Annotated in this window: 18 protein-coding genes and 1 pseudogene; 9 read left to right on the plus strand and 10 right to left on the minus strand. The window is 40.1% G+C overall.

Translation table 11 applies throughout. The features are described from left to right. The first annotated feature begins 59 nt into the window (after positions 1 to 59). Together CZ367_RS03795 and CZ367_RS03800 are read left to right on the plus strand one after the other, a co-directional pair. Entirely contained in the window at positions 60 to 1,214 is a 1,155-nt protein-coding gene (locus CZ367_RS03795) for an McrC family protein (protein WP_237581527.1), read from the plus strand. A 4-nt stretch (positions 1,215 to 1,218) separates the two neighbouring features. After that, on the plus strand, positions 1,219 to 1,713 hold the full coding sequence (locus tag CZ367_RS03800) for a type I restriction endonuclease (RefSeq protein WP_077195700.1): 495 nt from the start codon (positions 1,219 to 1,221) through the stop codon (positions 1,711 to 1,713). A 209-nt stretch (positions 1,714 to 1,922) separates the two neighbouring features. On the opposite strand, the gene CZ367_RS03810 is transcribed toward CZ367_RS03800, so the two are convergent. After that, a complete protein-coding gene (locus CZ367_RS03810) occupies positions 1,923 to 3,224 on the minus strand; it encodes an IS1380 family transposase (RefSeq protein WP_077195397.1) in 1,302 nt (433 codons plus the stop codon). A 362-nt stretch (positions 3,225 to 3,586) separates the two neighbouring features. Between CZ367_RS03810 and CZ367_RS03815 the strand changes: the two genes are divergently transcribed. Both CZ367_RS03815 and CZ367_RS03820 read left to right on the plus strand, forming a co-directional pair. After that, complete coding sequence (locus CZ367_RS03815) at positions 3,587 to 4,042, plus strand: hypothetical protein (protein ID WP_237581528.1); 456 nt, start codon at positions 3,587 to 3,589, stop codon at positions 4,040 to 4,042. Then, entirely contained in the window at positions 4,029 to 5,081 is a 1,053-nt protein-coding gene (locus tag CZ367_RS03820; protein ID WP_077195701.1) for a hypothetical protein, read from the plus strand. Before CZ367_RS03815 ends, CZ367_RS03820 begins: the two co-directional genes overlap by 14 nt. On the opposite strand, the gene CZ367_RS16720 is transcribed toward CZ367_RS03820, so the two are convergent. After that, positions 5,017 to 5,262 carry a transposase gene (locus CZ367_RS16720; RefSeq protein WP_077196400.1) on the minus strand — a complete coding sequence of 82 codons (246 nt, stop codon included), beginning with the start codon at positions 5,260 to 5,262 and terminating at the stop codon, positions 5,017 to 5,019. The two genes, CZ367_RS03820 and CZ367_RS16720, sit on opposite strands and share 65 nt — an antisense overlap. Then, positions 5,263 to 6,264: pseudogene (locus CZ367_RS03825) on the minus strand (IS1380 family transposase); the annotation flags it as partial. 363 nt (positions 6,265 to 6,627) lie between these two features. On the opposite strand from CZ367_RS03825, the gene infC reads away from it, so the two are divergent. From infC to rplT, 3 genes are all read left to right on the plus strand, one after another. Continuing rightward, the gene (gene infC / locus CZ367_RS03835; RefSeq protein ID WP_077195703.1) at positions 6,628 to 7,317 is read left to right on the plus strand and encodes a translation initiation factor IF-3; all 690 of its coding nucleotides are present in this window, start codon (positions 6,628 to 6,630) and stop codon (positions 7,315 to 7,317) included. Positions 7,318 to 7,429: 112 nt separating this feature from the next. Further along, positions 7,430 to 7,627, plus strand: coding sequence for a 50S ribosomal protein L35 (gene rpmI / locus CZ367_RS03840; RefSeq protein WP_077195704.1), 198 nt, complete (start codon positions 7,430 to 7,432; stop codon positions 7,625 to 7,627). Between the two features lie 36 nt (positions 7,628 to 7,663). Next, positions 7,664 to 8,008, plus strand: coding sequence for a 50S ribosomal protein L20 (gene rplT, locus CZ367_RS03845; protein ID WP_077195705.1), 345 nt, complete (start codon positions 7,664 to 7,666; stop codon positions 8,006 to 8,008). 76 nt (positions 8,009 to 8,084) lie between these two features. Here rplT and CZ367_RS03850 read toward each other — a convergent pair whose 3' ends face one another. Beyond that, positions 8,085 to 8,270, minus strand: coding sequence for a hypothetical protein (locus CZ367_RS03850; protein WP_077195706.1), 186 nt, complete (start codon positions 8,268 to 8,270; stop codon positions 8,085 to 8,087). 183 nt (positions 8,271 to 8,453) lie between these two features. Here CZ367_RS03850 and CZ367_RS03855 point away from each other — a divergent pair, with 183 nt between their 5' ends. Together CZ367_RS03855 and CZ367_RS03860 are read left to right on the plus strand one after the other, a co-directional pair. Then, positions 8,454 to 10,466 carry an AIPR family protein gene (locus tag CZ367_RS03855; protein ID WP_077195707.1) on the plus strand — a complete coding sequence of 671 codons (2,013 nt, stop codon included), beginning with the start codon at positions 8,454 to 8,456 and terminating at the stop codon, positions 10,464 to 10,466. A 108-nt stretch (positions 10,467 to 10,574) separates the two neighbouring features. Beyond that, a complete protein-coding gene (locus CZ367_RS03860) occupies positions 10,575 to 11,273 on the plus strand; it encodes a hypothetical protein (protein ID WP_237581529.1) in 699 nt (232 codons plus the stop codon). An 18-nt stretch (positions 11,274 to 11,291) separates the two neighbouring features. Here the strand turns inward: CZ367_RS03860 and CZ367_RS03865 are convergent, their stop codons facing one another. The 6 genes from CZ367_RS03865 to CZ367_RS03895 all read right to left on the minus strand — a co-directional run bounded on the left by CZ367_RS03865 (position 11,292) and on the right by CZ367_RS03895 (position 15,408). Next, positions 11,292 to 12,551, minus strand: a complete 1,260-nt coding sequence (locus tag CZ367_RS03865) for a transposase (protein WP_237581530.1) — start codon at positions 12,549 to 12,551, stop codon at positions 11,292 to 11,294. Between the two features lie 81 nt (positions 12,552 to 12,632). After that, positions 12,633 to 13,076 carry an IS66 family transposase gene (locus tag CZ367_RS03870; RefSeq protein ID WP_077195708.1) on the minus strand — a complete coding sequence of 148 codons (444 nt, stop codon included), beginning with the start codon at positions 13,074 to 13,076 and terminating at the stop codon, positions 12,633 to 12,635. Positions 13,077 to 13,139: 63 nt separating this feature from the next. Next, positions 13,140 to 13,277, minus strand: a complete 138-nt coding sequence (locus CZ367_RS03875; RefSeq protein WP_237581532.1) for a hypothetical protein — start codon at positions 13,275 to 13,277, stop codon at positions 13,140 to 13,142. Between the two features lie 757 nt (positions 13,278 to 14,034). Then, positions 14,035 to 14,379 (minus strand): IS66 family insertion sequence element accessory protein TnpB, encoded by a 345-nt coding sequence (gene tnpB, locus CZ367_RS03885; RefSeq protein WP_077195221.1) that lies wholly within the window; start codon positions 14,377 to 14,379, stop codon positions 14,035 to 14,037. Positions 14,380 to 14,454: 75 nt separating this feature from the next. Continuing rightward, positions 14,455 to 14,907: a T9SS type A sorting domain-containing protein gene (locus CZ367_RS03890; RefSeq protein WP_077195710.1), complete on the minus strand. Its 453-nt coding sequence runs from the start codon at positions 14,905 to 14,907 to the stop codon at positions 14,455 to 14,457. 3 nt (positions 14,908 to 14,910) lie between these two features. After that, the gene (locus CZ367_RS03895; protein WP_144005933.1) at positions 14,911 to 15,408 is read right to left on the minus strand and encodes an IS66 family transposase; all 498 of its coding nucleotides are present in this window, start codon (positions 15,406 to 15,408) and stop codon (positions 14,911 to 14,913) included. Between the last annotated feature and the right edge of the window lie 12 nt (positions 15,409 to 15,420).

Raw genomic sequence — 15,420 nt, forward strand, 5'->3', positions numbered from 1 at the left:
TGGGCATCGAGCAGGACACCAGATATGACAATCTGAGCCTTGTTCGGTGGGATAAACCTATGGAAAACGATCCATGGGGATATTATGCGTCGTATGTTATTGGTGCAGAATGGATAGACAAAAAGGAGGCATTAGTCGTTACCACAAAGAGAGGGATGGAAGAAATAGATTTCCTCACGATGTTTATGACTTGCTTCTCGTCTGACTTATCTATTGAGTCCTTTGCTGAGATTTATAATATCGACAGCGAAGCTCCTGCTATACATGCTCCTTCATTAAAGGGCGTGTTAAGTCCGCTCATTGTCTTGCATTTCCTTGGTGTTGTAAGCAGAATCAAGTCCTTGAAGAAAGGCTACGTTCACTATAACGAGAACCTGAAAAAGGTCAAAGGACATATTCAGGTGATGAAGAATGAGCGTAAGAACATTGCATCAAAAAGATTCGACAGGGTCTATTGCAACTATGACGAATACACTGTTGACATACCAGAAAACAGGCTAATCAAGAAAGCCCTGATATTTAGTTCTCAGATACTCAAAACAATAACAGAGAATCATACAATAGGCAACAAGGCAAAACTGATGATCTCAATATCATTAGCCTTGTTTGAAAACGTAAATGATGACGTACAAATCAGGGAAGTAACTCAGATAAAAGGGCATAAATTGTTCAGTGAATACAATGAAGCGCTTCGTTTAGCAAAGCTCATCCTTCAGAGATACGATTACAGCATCAGCAAAACAAGTTCACTGAGTGAAAACGTAACTCCATTTACTTTGGATATGTCCTTGCTCTACGAGCACTATGTATATGGATTACTCTATGATGCATACGGTGATAAAATCTCGTATCAGTTCAAAGGAAAGACAGGCTTCCCTGACTTTCTATATTGCTCTACAAATTTCAATGCAATACTTGATACAAAGTACATCCCAAAGTATGAAAACGTATCGCTTGATAATGATGTCATCCGTCAGTTAAGTGGTTACAGCAGGGATATACCTATTCTGAGACACCTTGGTTATGATGACATTGATGAAGAATCACCAATTCCAAACGTTCCTTGCGTAATCATTTATCCAAAGGAAGGTGCTGGTGTAAAGAATCCGTTTGCAAAAAAGAAATTGCGAGAGCTATGCACTACTCATGTACGTAAGCTTGCAAGATTTTATAAGATATGTATTCCACTGCCTGTAATGGGCTCTAATAAATAAGACTATGGCAAAAGACTACAGTGAAGATCTGCTGATACAGAAATCAACTGCCGAACTTCTGGAACAAGAGCTCGGCTGGAAATCTGTGTATGCCTTCGACAATGAGGTTCTTGGCGAACAAGGAACACTTGGACGAAAGACGCAGCACGAAGTGGTGCTCATTCGTCACCTGCGCCTGGCTTTGAAACGTCTGAATCCTTGGATGAACGATAAGCAGTTGACGGGAGCTGTGGAACGCATGACAAGCTACATAAGCAGTCAGACGCTGATGCAGATAAACGAAGAAAAGTATAGCTTTATGCGCGACGGTGTACCTGTAACTCGCCTAAAACCTAATGGCGAGACGGAAACCGTCAAGGCTCGTGTAATGGACTTTGCCAATGTTGATAACAACGAGTTTATTGCCGTAAGGGAACTTTGGATCAAAGGGGCTATACATAAGTGTAGAGCAGATGTAGTTTGCTTTGTGAATGGTCTTCCTCTCATATTCATTGAATGAGTTTACTCTAAAAAATCGACAAGCCGATCTTTGATTAATACCTTAATTCCGCAGTATTTTTTCTTGTGAGAAAATTTTATATGTTGAGATGTCTTTTTGGGGCTCTATATGTTGATATGAGGTGCTTCGGTGTTTTTGGGGTCTTTTCTAAGCATAAAATCCCCCACCCAAACCAATGGGGAAGTATGAAAAACCACAAAAAATGATGTTTATTCAATAAAGACCTCAGCGTAGTAGTTTTTATTTGTATATAGGTTCAGAACGTTCTGCCTTCCAGTGCGCACCCATTTTGCTGGTACGTTGACAAAATGGAGGATAAAGGCTTTCAGCCTGCTTGTCTTTTTCAACGGCTTGACCTTATCGCTGATATGACGGACGAGATAGAGATAGAAGTTCTTCAGCATGGCGGTAACCATCATAAAAACCATATTCTCAGCCATAAAGGAAAAGGGCAGATGTGACCATCCGAAGTCATTGTTCTGTATGTCGAAGTTCTTTTCGCTTGCTCCACGCTCATTATAAAATGTAATGATGTCTTTCTCGGTAGACATCCAGTTATTGGTGAGGATACAGCGGTATGTGTATATTACTCCGAACATATCTGTCTGTTGCTTGCCATCCTTGTCTTTCAAAGGACTACGCTGTACGACAAGCCTGTATGACTTTCCTTCTATTAAGTTGTCTATGCTGACGGAGGTGACATCGCATCTCTCATAATCAACCTCAACACTCTTCCATTCTTTCAGCTGGCGGAAGTCCTCGTGTCGGCTGCCGCAGTTGGCAGCACGTATATAGAACGTGTTGCAGCGCTGCTCTACGGTTTGGATAATTTCCTTTGAGAACGATCCGCAATCAGCACGGAAACGCTCTATTACCACACCAAGTTCTGAGGTTACACGGTCCATAATGCGACGGAGCGTGTCTTCTTGATGGAATCTCACATTGGTGTTTCCGTCACGATTCTCACCTCCGACTATGATTCCCCCAATGGAAGCCCAACCAGGGAAATAGCCAAAATCCTGCTTGTAAGAATATTTTGCATCGAACTTGTGGGCTGGAATAAACTGGTGATCAAAGTCTAAGTCAACATGACTGCCCACCTTTATAAGCCCCATTCTTCGTATCATCCGTAAAAGTAAGGTATTCAACTTTTCTGCTGTGTTGAAACTATACGACTTGTCGGAGGTCTTGCTCTTATAGACAATATTTTTCTCGGTAAGCTCCTTTAGTCCGCGCCCCACAGTGTCGGCACCGGGTAACAGCGTATCAGGTCTTTGCTTGAACTGCCCAATAAGCGCATTGATGTCCTCAAGGCATTCTCCACCACAAAGGTAACTGAAGAAGAGAGATCCAAAAATACTTCCATAACAGAATGCTTTGCCGCTACTTCCACGTTTGCCCAATACAGATTCGGTAAGTTTTTCAAAGCCCAACTTTGAGAAAACGTCCATAATATGATAAATTCCACCGAAAGAAGTGATATTCTCGTTTTTAATTGCTACCTTTGCCATATCAGTTTTTTTTGCTTACTTGTTATGTTTACAGCACCAAGATAGGTGAAATTTCTGACATATCCAAGTGTTTTGAGAACTTTGTTTCTCAGGCACTTGGAGTTCTTACAAGAATTTATGCTGCGGAATTAAGGTAATATGTATTTTTGCCATGTCCTATCGTTGAATTCTCTTGCTTGTTTTGCAACACTAAGATAAGTGAATTCTTCGACATGACAAAATCCTGAGCCGCTCGGCTCTGCCGCTTGCCAAAACAAGAAGTTCTTGTTGCTCAGGTACTTAAAAAGTTTAATTTATAATAGTGTTGCGGAATTAAGGTTGGATTAGATTATGCGATGAGACAAAAAATAGGAGGTATAAACATGAGTACATTTATTGTCAAGCAAATGCCTGTCCTTACCCCAGAGCAAATTGAAGAATCTGGCTGGCAACGTGCCATTGTTGAGCGTGTGGCTCGTCTCTGCTGGTTCAATCACGACCTTGACGGATGGATGGAAGAGTTGCGTGAAGAAGCCCACGCTGACTACGAATTACCAACAGAGCCGGTAATCTGGGATGAAGCTCAGCGTGCAGTATGGCAAGCCGAGTTGGATGCCATCTTCGCCCACCTCTACGGCCTCACAACCGAAGATCTCCGCTACATCCTCGACCCCGAAGACGTATGCGGCAAGGGCTGCATCAACGAAACCTTCCGTGTGCTCAAAGACCGCGAACAGCGTGAGCTGGGCAATACCGCACCCAGCGCCTCGTCCTCGAAGCCTGGCGCAATTTCGGATTTGACAACTAAAGTAACAATCATTAAGTATGGCAACAATTAAACTTCAAGAATACGCAAACATCAAAGAATCTTCTATTGAAGATATCATAAAATATGCTTTTGGGAAAGGAGTGGACATTCCCCAAGACCCTGAATATATACTTGATGATGCAATACTCAAGGCAATAGATCCTGTATTTCAATTCAATATGAAATACAGAAAATCAGCCAGTATAAAATTTGAGGTGATAAAACCTATTAATCAGGATACTCAGAATCAATCTTCTCATACGATGCAACAAAATACCTCAACTAAAAAAGAAAAACCAGGCATTAGGGAGTTGGGGAAGATTGATTTGGATGTATTAATGGAGAAAAAGCGGACGGACAAGAATGATAAGAGTGCCATTGCAGATTCTTCACAAGTACAGAAGACAAAAAAGAAAAGTAAAAAGCGTGTTATAGGTATTGTTAAATTCTTTGACTGGAGTAAAGATTTTGGATTTGTTGTAACAGGAAATAAGGGAGTAAGCAATAAATCTGAAGACCAAGGAAAATTATATGACTTCTATATAAACTCTTCAGCATGGAAATCGGATTATCCTAATGATGGAGAATGGATCGTGTTCACTCCTAATAAAGGTTACCGTGGTTGGAGTGCGCTTGATTGCAATCGTCTCTCATACGACAAAGAAGGTCTGCTGTTGGGTATGTCTTATCGAGGCACTTACGCTAAAATATTTGGCAAAGACAGTAAAGGTGATAGCCATGACTATAACGTATTGTGCCATATCATAGATTCTATTTTGCGCAAAGGAAACGATTCGCAGAGGATTATTATCGATACATTTGCAGAATACATTTCAGGATGGAATATTGACAAGAGAAATGATATTATTGCACAGTTCCTCCAAGATGATTCGCTGTGCAAGAAGTTGATATCAATGCTTCCTGTAATGAAGAATTATCAAAGCGAGAACTCTTCATACATAGAAGTAATCAATGCTATGACAACATCAATTGGGAATTCTGGGTCTATAACGTTTCATGTGGGTAATCGAGTTTTAATCCACCTGTTACGAAGTAGACCATATACTTAAAGTTTTCTGTATTGACAAATCCTCTTGCCCTCTTTTTAGCGAGTTGTATTTGTGAGTTAAGTCCCTCAAGGATTCCATTATTGACCTCCCTCATTGCAAAGAGATTCTTTATGCCGAACATGTGCGATCTGACCATCGCCACAAAGTCTGTCATGGGCTTGATGGCAGATTCCTCTACCATCTTGNCATTATAAAATGTAATGATGTCTTTCTCGGTAGACATCCAGTTATTGGTGAGGATACAGCGGTATGTGTATATTACTCCGAACATATCTGTCTGTTGCTTGCCATCCTTGTCTTTCAAAGGACTACGCTGTACGACAAGCCTGTATGACTTTCCTTCTATTAAGTTGTCTATGCTGACGGAGGTGACATCGCATCTCTCATAATCAACCTCAACACTCTTCCATTCTTTCAGCTGGCGGAAGTCCTCGTGTCGGCTGCCGCAGTTGGCAGCACGTATATAGAACGTGTTGCAGCGCTGCTCTACGGTTTGGATAATTTCCTTTGAGAACGATCCGCAATCAGCACGGAAACGCTCTATTACCACACCAAGTTCTGAGGTTACACGGTCCATAATGCGACGGAGCGTGTCTTCTTGATGGAATCTCACATTGGTGTTTCCGTCACGATTCTCACCTCCGACTATGATTCCCCCAATGGAAGCCCAACCAGGGAAATAGCCAAAATCCTGCTTGTAAGAATATTTTGCATCGAACTTGTGGGCTGGAATAAACTGGTGATCAAAGTCTAAGTCAACATGACTGCCCACCTTTATAAGCCCCATTCTTCGTATCATCCGTAAAAGTAAGGTATTCAACTTTTCTGCTGTGTTGAAACTATACGACTTGTCGGAGGTCTTGCTCTTATAGACAATATTTTTCTCGGTAAGCTCCTTTAGTCCGCGCCCCACAGTGTCGGCACCAGGTAACAGCGTATCAGGTCTCTGCTTGAACTGCCCAATAAGCGCATTGATGTCCTCAAGGCATTCTCCACCACAAAGGTAACTGAAGAAGAGAGAGCCAAAAATACTTCCATAACAGAATGCTTTGCCGCTACTTCCACGTTTGCCCAATACAGATTCGGTAAGTTTTTCAAAGCCCAACTTTGAGAAAACGTCCATAATATGATAAATTCCACCGAAAGAAGTGATATTCTCGTTTTTAATTGCTACCTTTGCCATGTCGTTTTTGCTTACTCGTTTATGTTTACAGCACCAAGATAGGTGAAATTTCTGACATATCCAAGTGTTTTGAGAACTTTGTTTCTCAGTCACTTGGAGTTCTCACAAGAATTTATGCTGCGGAATTAAGGTTATCTATCGAATAGGGTAATGATTGGTGTAGTGGCTAAAAAAAATAAAAATAATTCCGCAACGGGTGATTTGTTATGTTCGCTATTTTATCTAAAAATGCCTCAAAATCATAAAAATAGCCTCATAGACGGTGAATATTAAGCAAAAAAACATATAAAAATTTGGCTAATCATAGGAAAATCAGTAACTTTGCAGCCGTTTAAATAAAAAAGTAAAACTTAATATAGTTGAATGAAGAATGACAAAATGAAGTTTCAGTACCGTGTGAACGAGCAAATTCACGCACGGGAAGTTCGTGTGGTAAGCGATGAGGGTGCAGAAGTAATGCCAACTCGTAAAGCTTTAGACATCGCCCGTAAAGAAGGCGTAGATCTTGTGGAGATTTCTCCCAACGCACAACCTCCTGTTTGTCGTATCATTGACTATTCTAAGTTCCTCTACCAGCAGAAGAAACATCAGAAAGAGATGAAGCAGAAGCAGGTGAAGCAGGAAATAAAGGAAATTCGTTTCGGACCTCAAACCGATGAGCACGACTACCAGTTTAAGCTAAAGCACGCTCAGGAATTCCTTAATGAGGGCAACAAAGTACGTGCATACGTATTCTTCCGTGGTCGCTCTATTCTCTTTAAAGAACAAGGCGAAGTGCTCTTGTTGCGTTTTGCTAACGATTTGGAAGAGCTTGCAAAGGTAGAACAGCTGCCAAAGCTTGAAGGCAAAAAGATGTTCCTCTATCTTTCACCAAAGAAAGCTGGTGTTACAAAGAAGAGTCAACAGCGTCGTGACCGTGAAGAAGCTGAAGGAATGGGGAAGAACAAAGAAACCCAACAAGCTGAAGAAGGAACAAAGGGAAATGCAGACAATGGTCTTTTTGCTAATGCAAAGAATGGCTCTGCTGCACTTGATAAGCTAAAAAGTGAATAAAGAAAACTTGATGTAACTTCGATGAGAAGATACTAAAAGTGCCTGTGCGTAACGTCTTGGTATATACGTTGCCACAGATGAATATTAAATAACAATTTAAAATTTAACAAAAATGCCAAAGCAGAAGACAAACTCTGGAGCTAAGAAAAGATTTAGCTTCACAGGAACAGGTAAGGTAAAGCGTAACCGTGCTTACCATAGTCACATCTTGACTAAGAAAACAAAGAAACAGAAGAGAAATCTCGTTCACTCAGCAATCGTGGACAGTAGCAACATGAAACAAGTTCGCGACTTGTTAAATCTTCGTTAATCAACATTAGTCAAACAAATTTAAAGGAAAAAAACTATGCCAAGATCAGTCAATCATGTTGCTTCTAAAGCAAAGAGAACAAGAATTCTTAAGAAGACTAAGGGTTACTATGGTGCCCGCAAAAACGTTTGGACAGTAGCTAAGAACACCTATGAGAAGGGTTTGACCTATGCTTACCGTGACCGCCGTAACAAGAAGCGTACATTCCGTGCACTTTGGATTCAGCGTATCAACGCAGCAGCTCGTCTTTACGATATGAGCTATAGCCAATTGATGGGTGCATTGCATAAGGCTGGTATCGAGATTAACCGTAAGGTACTCGCTGACCTCGCTGCAAACAATCCTGAAGCATTCAAGGCTATTGTAGAGAAAGTAAAGTAATTAAAACTTACTTCACATAAATAAGGTAAAGGTTGTAAATCGTCTGATTTACAACCTTTATTCGTTTAATGATACTTTATGATGATTTAGAAATACGAACTATAAAATTATTGCAGTTTTGGAATGCCGTACCTGTACTGCCACGCTGACCAAGCGAGGAGTCAATGACTTGATTGAGTCCAAGTTTGGAAAAAACATCCATTACGTGAAAAATTCCACCAAAAGAGGTTATTTTGTCAGATTTTATTGCTACTTTTGTCATGTCAGTTGGTTGATTATTTTATATGTTTAGTAGCACTAAGATAAGTGAATTTTCTGACATACGCAAGTGTTTGAATACTTTTATGTATCAGGCACTTGTATTTCTTGCAAGCAAAAACGCTGCGGAAATAAAGCAATGAAAATTTTCTGATAGAATATAATGTAATATATAATTTTCGACTTTATGGATATACGTGAATTTGCACAAGCTTTTCTCAACGAAGTAAAAGCATCAGTTGAAATGAATGATACTGATTATGACCAAGAACTTGCTTCTCTTATTTTTGAATATATGAAAGATAATGGTGAGGTAAATAACCCAGAAATATGTTCTTTTCAGAAAACAAGAACACGTATTACGGCATATGATTATAATGATGAAGCTGAGTCTTTGGACTTGTTTTATTTGATTAAGGCTGATACATTGTTGGGGAAAATTAATAATAATAAGGTACAGCAAGGTTATAATTACCTTATGGGTTTTTATTATGAAGCAATGCACGATTTGCTATTCAAAGGACAAAATGTCCAACCAAATGATGAAATCATCGAAGTTGCTAAGCTTGTGAAAAGTACTAAAGGTAATATCAGTCAGTTAAGAGTCTATGTTATAACAGATGGATTGATAGATCCAACCGCATCTATTGCTCCTGATGAAAATAAAGAAGAGGGATTTGTTATAGAGTATAATATTTGGGATATGTTTCGGGTATATCAGCAGCATAATGTTAAAATAGGAAAAGAGAAGGTTGAAATTGATTTTGCAATAAATTATAACACAGAACTACAATGTCTTAAAATGAACGAGGAGAACCCATTCGTAGAAGCTTATCTTGCTATTATGCCAGGTGTTGTGTTGGCGAAAATTTACAAACAATATCAACAGGCTTTATTAGAGAAGAATGTTAGAACTTTCTTGCAATTTAAAGGAAAAGTAAACAAGAGTATTCGGAAAACTTTGCGTGAAAACCCAGATATGTTCTTTTCTTACAATAATGGTATTTCTACAACAGCAACAGGAATAGAAATAGAAAAGCGAGGACGGGCTTTTTTTATAAAGCGTCTATACAATTGGCAAATCGTTAATGGAGCTCAAACGACAGCTTCTATAACAGCTTGTATCAATGATAAAGAAGTAGACTTAGCCAAAGTATTTGTACTTATGAAAATAAGTGTCATCAAAGACAAGGAAAATAGTGAGAATATAATAAAAGATATTTCAACATCAGCCAATAGTCAAACGGCAATAAAAAATTCTGATTTTTCAGCAAATGATTCTTATTTGGTAAGTTTAGAAAATATTAGTCGTTCTGAATGGGTTCCTAATGGAAAGCAACGTCCTATTTGTAAATGGTACTTTGAACGTACTCGTGGACAATATTTTGATCAACTCGCACAATTGAATGGATATAATGAAAAAAAATTCAAGATAGAATATCCTAAGCGACAAAAAATAACAAAAACAGATATTGCAAAATATGAAATGGCATGGAACCAACAACCTTTTGATGTCTGTTTTGGAGCAGAAAAGAATTATGCTCTTTTTGTTGCTACTATTAAGAGAGAAAAGCCAACTGTTACTACAACATATTTTAAGAAGGTCATAGCAAAGGGAATTTTGTTTAATACCATTGATGCTATTGTAAAATCAAAGAAACTTGGTGGCTATAAGGCAAATATGAATGCTTACATAATGGCTTCAATTTCCTTTTTATCAAATAAAAAAATAGATTTCTCTTATATATGGGAACATCAACAAGTTCAGCAAAGTTTAATAGATAGAATTACTGAATTGATACCTATCGTTTGGCGTCATTTTACAGATAATATTCAGAACGTAGATGTTGGATATTGGTCAAAACGTGCAGACTGTTGGAGTCGTTTGAAATTGATATTAGAGGATTTAGATAAAATAGAAGAAAGGACTCTTTTGTCAGAATCCAATGGTAAGAATTTATATCTTAACGAAGTGCAGCAAGGTTGTATTTTAGAAGCAGAAGCGATTGAACCTACATTTTGGTTTGCATTAGCAAATTGGGCAAAATCTCATGATGTACTTACCCCTATGGAGATAAAGGCTGCTTTTAATTTTGGAACAATGCGATCGAGAAATCGTAAAATTAATTCACTTAAGCAAGCACAGTTTGCACTTAAAATAGTAGAGAAAGCTCAAGAAATGGGGTTTAAAGAAAAATAGTATGATTGCAATATTAACTGCTATGACGCTAAAAATGAAAGTTATGATATAATGTCTATATAGCTCTCAACTTAGTAAATGTACTTAAATGTACTATAAAATTTTATTATGGCAATTTACATGTTATTTAAAGGAGAAAATACAAAAGATATGGAAGAAAAAAAAAGACAACGGTCTGCATCAAAGAAGTTAAGAGTTATTTTTCCTGATGGGGAAACGCTCTGTTACTCAAGTTCTAAAGTAACATATATTGAAACTCTTAAAAAGATTGGCACGGATAATTTTGATGAAATAAATATCGAGGTATGTCATTTGCCTTTATTCACAAAAGAAGTATATCCTCAATATAAGGATGATATGGAAATGGTTGATAATGGATGGTTTGCAAATACTAGAGGGGGAGTTTACAACAAAGCTGCTCAACTGAAAATTATCTCAGAACAGTTTAATATTGGTTTGACAGTAGATGTAAGTGCTGACTTTAAAGGAGAGAGAGTTTCTCGTGGTAGTAAAAACTTGTTAGTTTTGCAGATAACTTTTCCAGATGGAACTGTCATTGGAGAAGAAAATACAATAGAAACGTTTATGCAATGTGTATGGAAAATAGGTATAGAAAAAGTTAGACGACTGAATCTGTTATATGGTGGAAAGCCATTGATTACACACAATAAACAATATAATAATCAAATACAGATAGATAGCAATAAATGGCTTTTAGTTCCAAGTGCGACAAAAGATAAAGTGAAACTTCTTAAAGTAATGAATATTATGCTTCATCTTAATATGGATATATTATTTATATCTTAAATAGGGTCTGCTGAATTATTATCTTTTCACAGACAGAGGGTAGCAGACGTAGACCCTCATAGTGACGATAATGATGAAAAACCGCCAGATTTCGGTCAGGGCAAGACAAAGTTCCCTCAGGAACTTCATCACGTTTTTAACGAAGTAGCACATTCCCGTCCAGCATCGTGCTGTATCTGGAAGCTTGGCTCTTATGTCATTGGCTCGATAGATTCTCTTGCCAGTACCGAATGAGCATTCGATTTCATTGCGTTCCCCGATGGCTTTGGCCATTCTGGATTTCATCTCATCTGAAGGAGGATCCTTCGGTGGTCGCCCTAACGGTTTGCAGTATGAATGGATTTCAAAATCCTCAAGTATATCTCGGTTTGACCTGTTCAGGTAAATCTTATCCGCAAGGATGGTGGCAGGAAGGTAGCCGAAGCGTTCTTTGAAAAGTTGAATCTGTAACAAGAGGTCCTGGCTCTCGTTGTAGGCATCCCAACTGTGGTGGTCGATGAACGTATAGCCCTCGACTATGCTTGCACCTATCTTGGCCCCGAACTCAGTCCTTGCCTTGGTCTTTCCACGGACAATGGCACGGACGTGTGGCTGAAAGATGCTCAGTATGCGGTTTGCACAAGTATGAGTCTTTGACCTGTACATCTCCTCCTGCTGATGGTACATCGTGAGGATTGCAGTCAAGGTGCGTTTCTCATATAGGAATAGGCTCTCGTAGTACGTCTTGTTCTTTGCAAGCAAGTTCATTAAGATGCGGATGTCCTTGCGCAAGTAGTTGAGCATCAACCAGATAGTACCACGCACCATATTGCCTTTCTTCTTGGCTTTCTTGACAAGCTGAAGGTATGCCTGACGTGCATGCTTGTAGTTCGTGCGTGGCTTGTGCAGCTCAAACATCTCGCACACCTTTATAATATAGTCGGTAACCTTGCGGCAACCATCATGTATTATATCAACGTCAACAGGATAACGCATCTCTGCATCGGCGCAGGTAGCATCAATCTTCAGCACTCCCTTGTGCTCGCGACCTTTTGAGTCGGTGAAGGAAGCGGCATTCGGGTCCTCTGGTTTCGGAGTCGGCGGTTCCTCATCATTCTTCTTCGCCTCTTCTTCCTCACGCTTACGTTTCTCTACAAGAAGACGCTTCTGCTTGTCGAGAAGCTTGACTGTCATCTTGTTGAGTTCTTCCTCTGAGATTCGCTTGCGTATCGTGACGAATAGGCTCGGGTCGAATATAGGCTTGTCGGTGAATTCATGCAATCCACAAAAGTACTGCATATAGGGTAAGCATCCAATATTAGCCGCCTTTCACACCAATAAATAACCCTTATATGTCTGGCAGCATATAAGGGTTATTTGTTATTTGAAGTTTGAAGGTAGCATTTTCGTGAGTTCCTCCTCCGTCATATCTGGCAGGGGCCTTGAAAGAACTTCCTTCATCCATTTGTATGGCTCTATGTCTGCTTCCCTGCAACACGCCATGAAGGTATAGAAGATGGCGTTGTTCTCCGCTCCCTCATTGTTACCACAGAACAGGTAGTTCTTTCTTCCAAGCGTGATGGGTCTGATGGCCTGTTCCATGAGGTTGTTGTCTATGTTGAAGCGTCCGTCCTGCACATACCTGCCAATGCGTATCCATACGGCGAAGGCATAACGCAGTGCCTTCTCCATAGCTNTATCCTTGTTCTTGAGTTGAGTATCCTTGTTCTTAAGCTCAGCATCCCTTTGCTCAAGAAGTTTAACAACAGCTTCCCGAGTGAGAGAATGGTAGTCAGATGTCATTGTGCAATAAGGCATATTCATCACATTATCAGTTCTTTATACGATGTAAAGTTACGAAAAATATCTGACACTGGCAAGAAAATACTAAGATTTATTGTATCTTTTTCTTCGGTAGCAATTAGGATTTATACCTTCTATATAGAGTACCAATTCGTCCCAGCGAAGTTCATAAAATCCAGTTCTCGCCCGTATGATTTTAGGACTCAGGCAACCCTGTGCCATCTGTTTATGATACACGACAAAACCACAGCGTTCCNGCACGGCGTGATGACCTGCGTTGTCCGGCCTGCTGTTTTATCTCCTTGATGATGGGAAGGGCTTCTACCCGAGCCAGGGAACCCTCTTTGGCCCACTGCTCGTCAAAAAGCGTACCCGCCCAGCCGCTTGCACTCTCAGGCAGGCGTTTCTCGCTGCGCCTGCCAAATACCATGCGCTCAAGTTCAAGAATACGACGGGACTTTCGTTCCAGCTCAGCATCCTTAATCTTAAGCTCAGCCTCCTTATCCTTGAGCTCAGCATCCTTATCCTTGAGCTCAGCATCCTTATCCTTGAGCTCAGCATCCTTATCCTTGAGCTCAGCATCCTTATCCTTGAGCTCAGCATCCTTATCCTTGAGCTCAGCATCCTTATCCTTGAGCTCAGCATCCTTATCCTTGAGCTCAGCATCCTTATCCTTGAGCTCAGCATCCTTATCCTTGAGTTCAGCATCCTTATCCTTGAGCTCAGCATCCTTATCCTTGAGCTCAGCATCCTTATCCTTGAGTTGAGTATCCTTGTTCTTAAGCTCAGCATCCTTGTTCTTGAGTTGAGTATCCTTGTTCTTAAGCTCAGCATCCCTTTGCTCAAGAAGTTTAACAACAGCTTCCCGAGTGAGAGAATGGTAGTCAGATGTCATTGTGCAATAAGGCATATCCATCACATTATCAGTTCTTTATACGATGTAAAATTACAAAAAATATCTGACACTGGCAAGAAAATACTAAGATTTATTGTATCTTTTTCTTCGGTAGCAATTAGGATTTATACCTTCAATATAGAGTACCAATTCGTCCCAGCGAAGTTCATAAAATCCAGCTCTCGCCCGTATGATTTTAGGACTTAGGCAACCCTGTGCCATCTGTTTATGATACACGACAAAACCACAGCGTTCCCAGTGCAGCAATTTAATTCGGTTACGGGCTCGATTGTAGAAAACGTAGACAACACCATCAGAAGGATTGAAGTCATTGCGGCGTACCAATTGGGACAGGCGAAGAATACCCTGACGCATATCCACAGGAGTGCAACAAACCCGAAAAACATTTGTTTCGTTGAGTACAAACATAAGTTTTTCGGGCAAAGGTAGTAAAGCAAGAATGTTACACAAAGGCGGCTAATATTGGATGCTTACTTTATATTCTTATCTTATGATAATTTTGCGAACCTGATTACCTATTTTTACGAGGTATATACCTTTTTGAGCAAAAGTAAGTGTAACTCTTCCATCCTGTAAAGTAGCTTGTTGAACCTTTCGCCCTGTACAATCATAGACACTTACAAGTGCTTGTTGTTGCTCATTAGATGTTATTTCTAAATTTCGTCCATTTGTACGCAACGTTAATTGACTGCTTGCTTGTATCGTTTCTATGTCTGTGGTGTTGATAACCTCGCCAGGTAACACATTACCCATAATGAAAGTAGCCTCTTCGGTATTGGCTATCATTGCAGGCAGAGCAAGCAAAGTGGTAGAAGTATTACCATTTGTAGCGTATGCCACGATAGGTTGCGCTACCGTAACATAATCTTTTGCCGAAATATTTAAGGCAAATGCAACTATATTACTGCCAAATTTCCGAACCAGTGCATAAGTCAAATATTAAATTAGTAACTTTGCACACGAAATGGGAAAGTCAACAAGAAGAAAGCACACGGCCGAGTTTAAGGCCCAGGTTGCGATCGATGCGCTTAAAGAGCAATCGACGTTAAGCGAGTTATCAACCAAGTATGNCTTGTGTACATCCAACATATAGGTCTCCAAATACTTAAGAATGGGGTAAGCTTTAGCCTTTCGTTCTGTCTCCACTTCCTCGGGTGGTGCTTTCTTGTATTTGAGGTTTTCCTCCAACTCATAAAGCGTGGCTATCGTTTCGATGATATGGGCGGCGTTTTTATCGTCAGCCGCCAGATGTTCGAACTTACGTCTCACGTGTGCCATACATCCTAACAGCACGATGCCCTGAACGTTCTCAAACCTGCTGTAGACCTCATACCCATCAGACTGTATGGCACCCTGGTAGCCCTTGAAGAGTTCATCTGCCACAGCGCCCGACCGCGACCCGTCCTTCCAATGGAAGAACACACCCTGGGAGTGCATGGCGTCACGCAC

Source organism: Prevotella ihumii (genome assembly GCF_900155655.1).
Classification (GTDB): Bacteria; Bacteroidota; Bacteroidia; order Bacteroidales; family Bacteroidaceae; genus Prevotella; species Prevotella ihumii.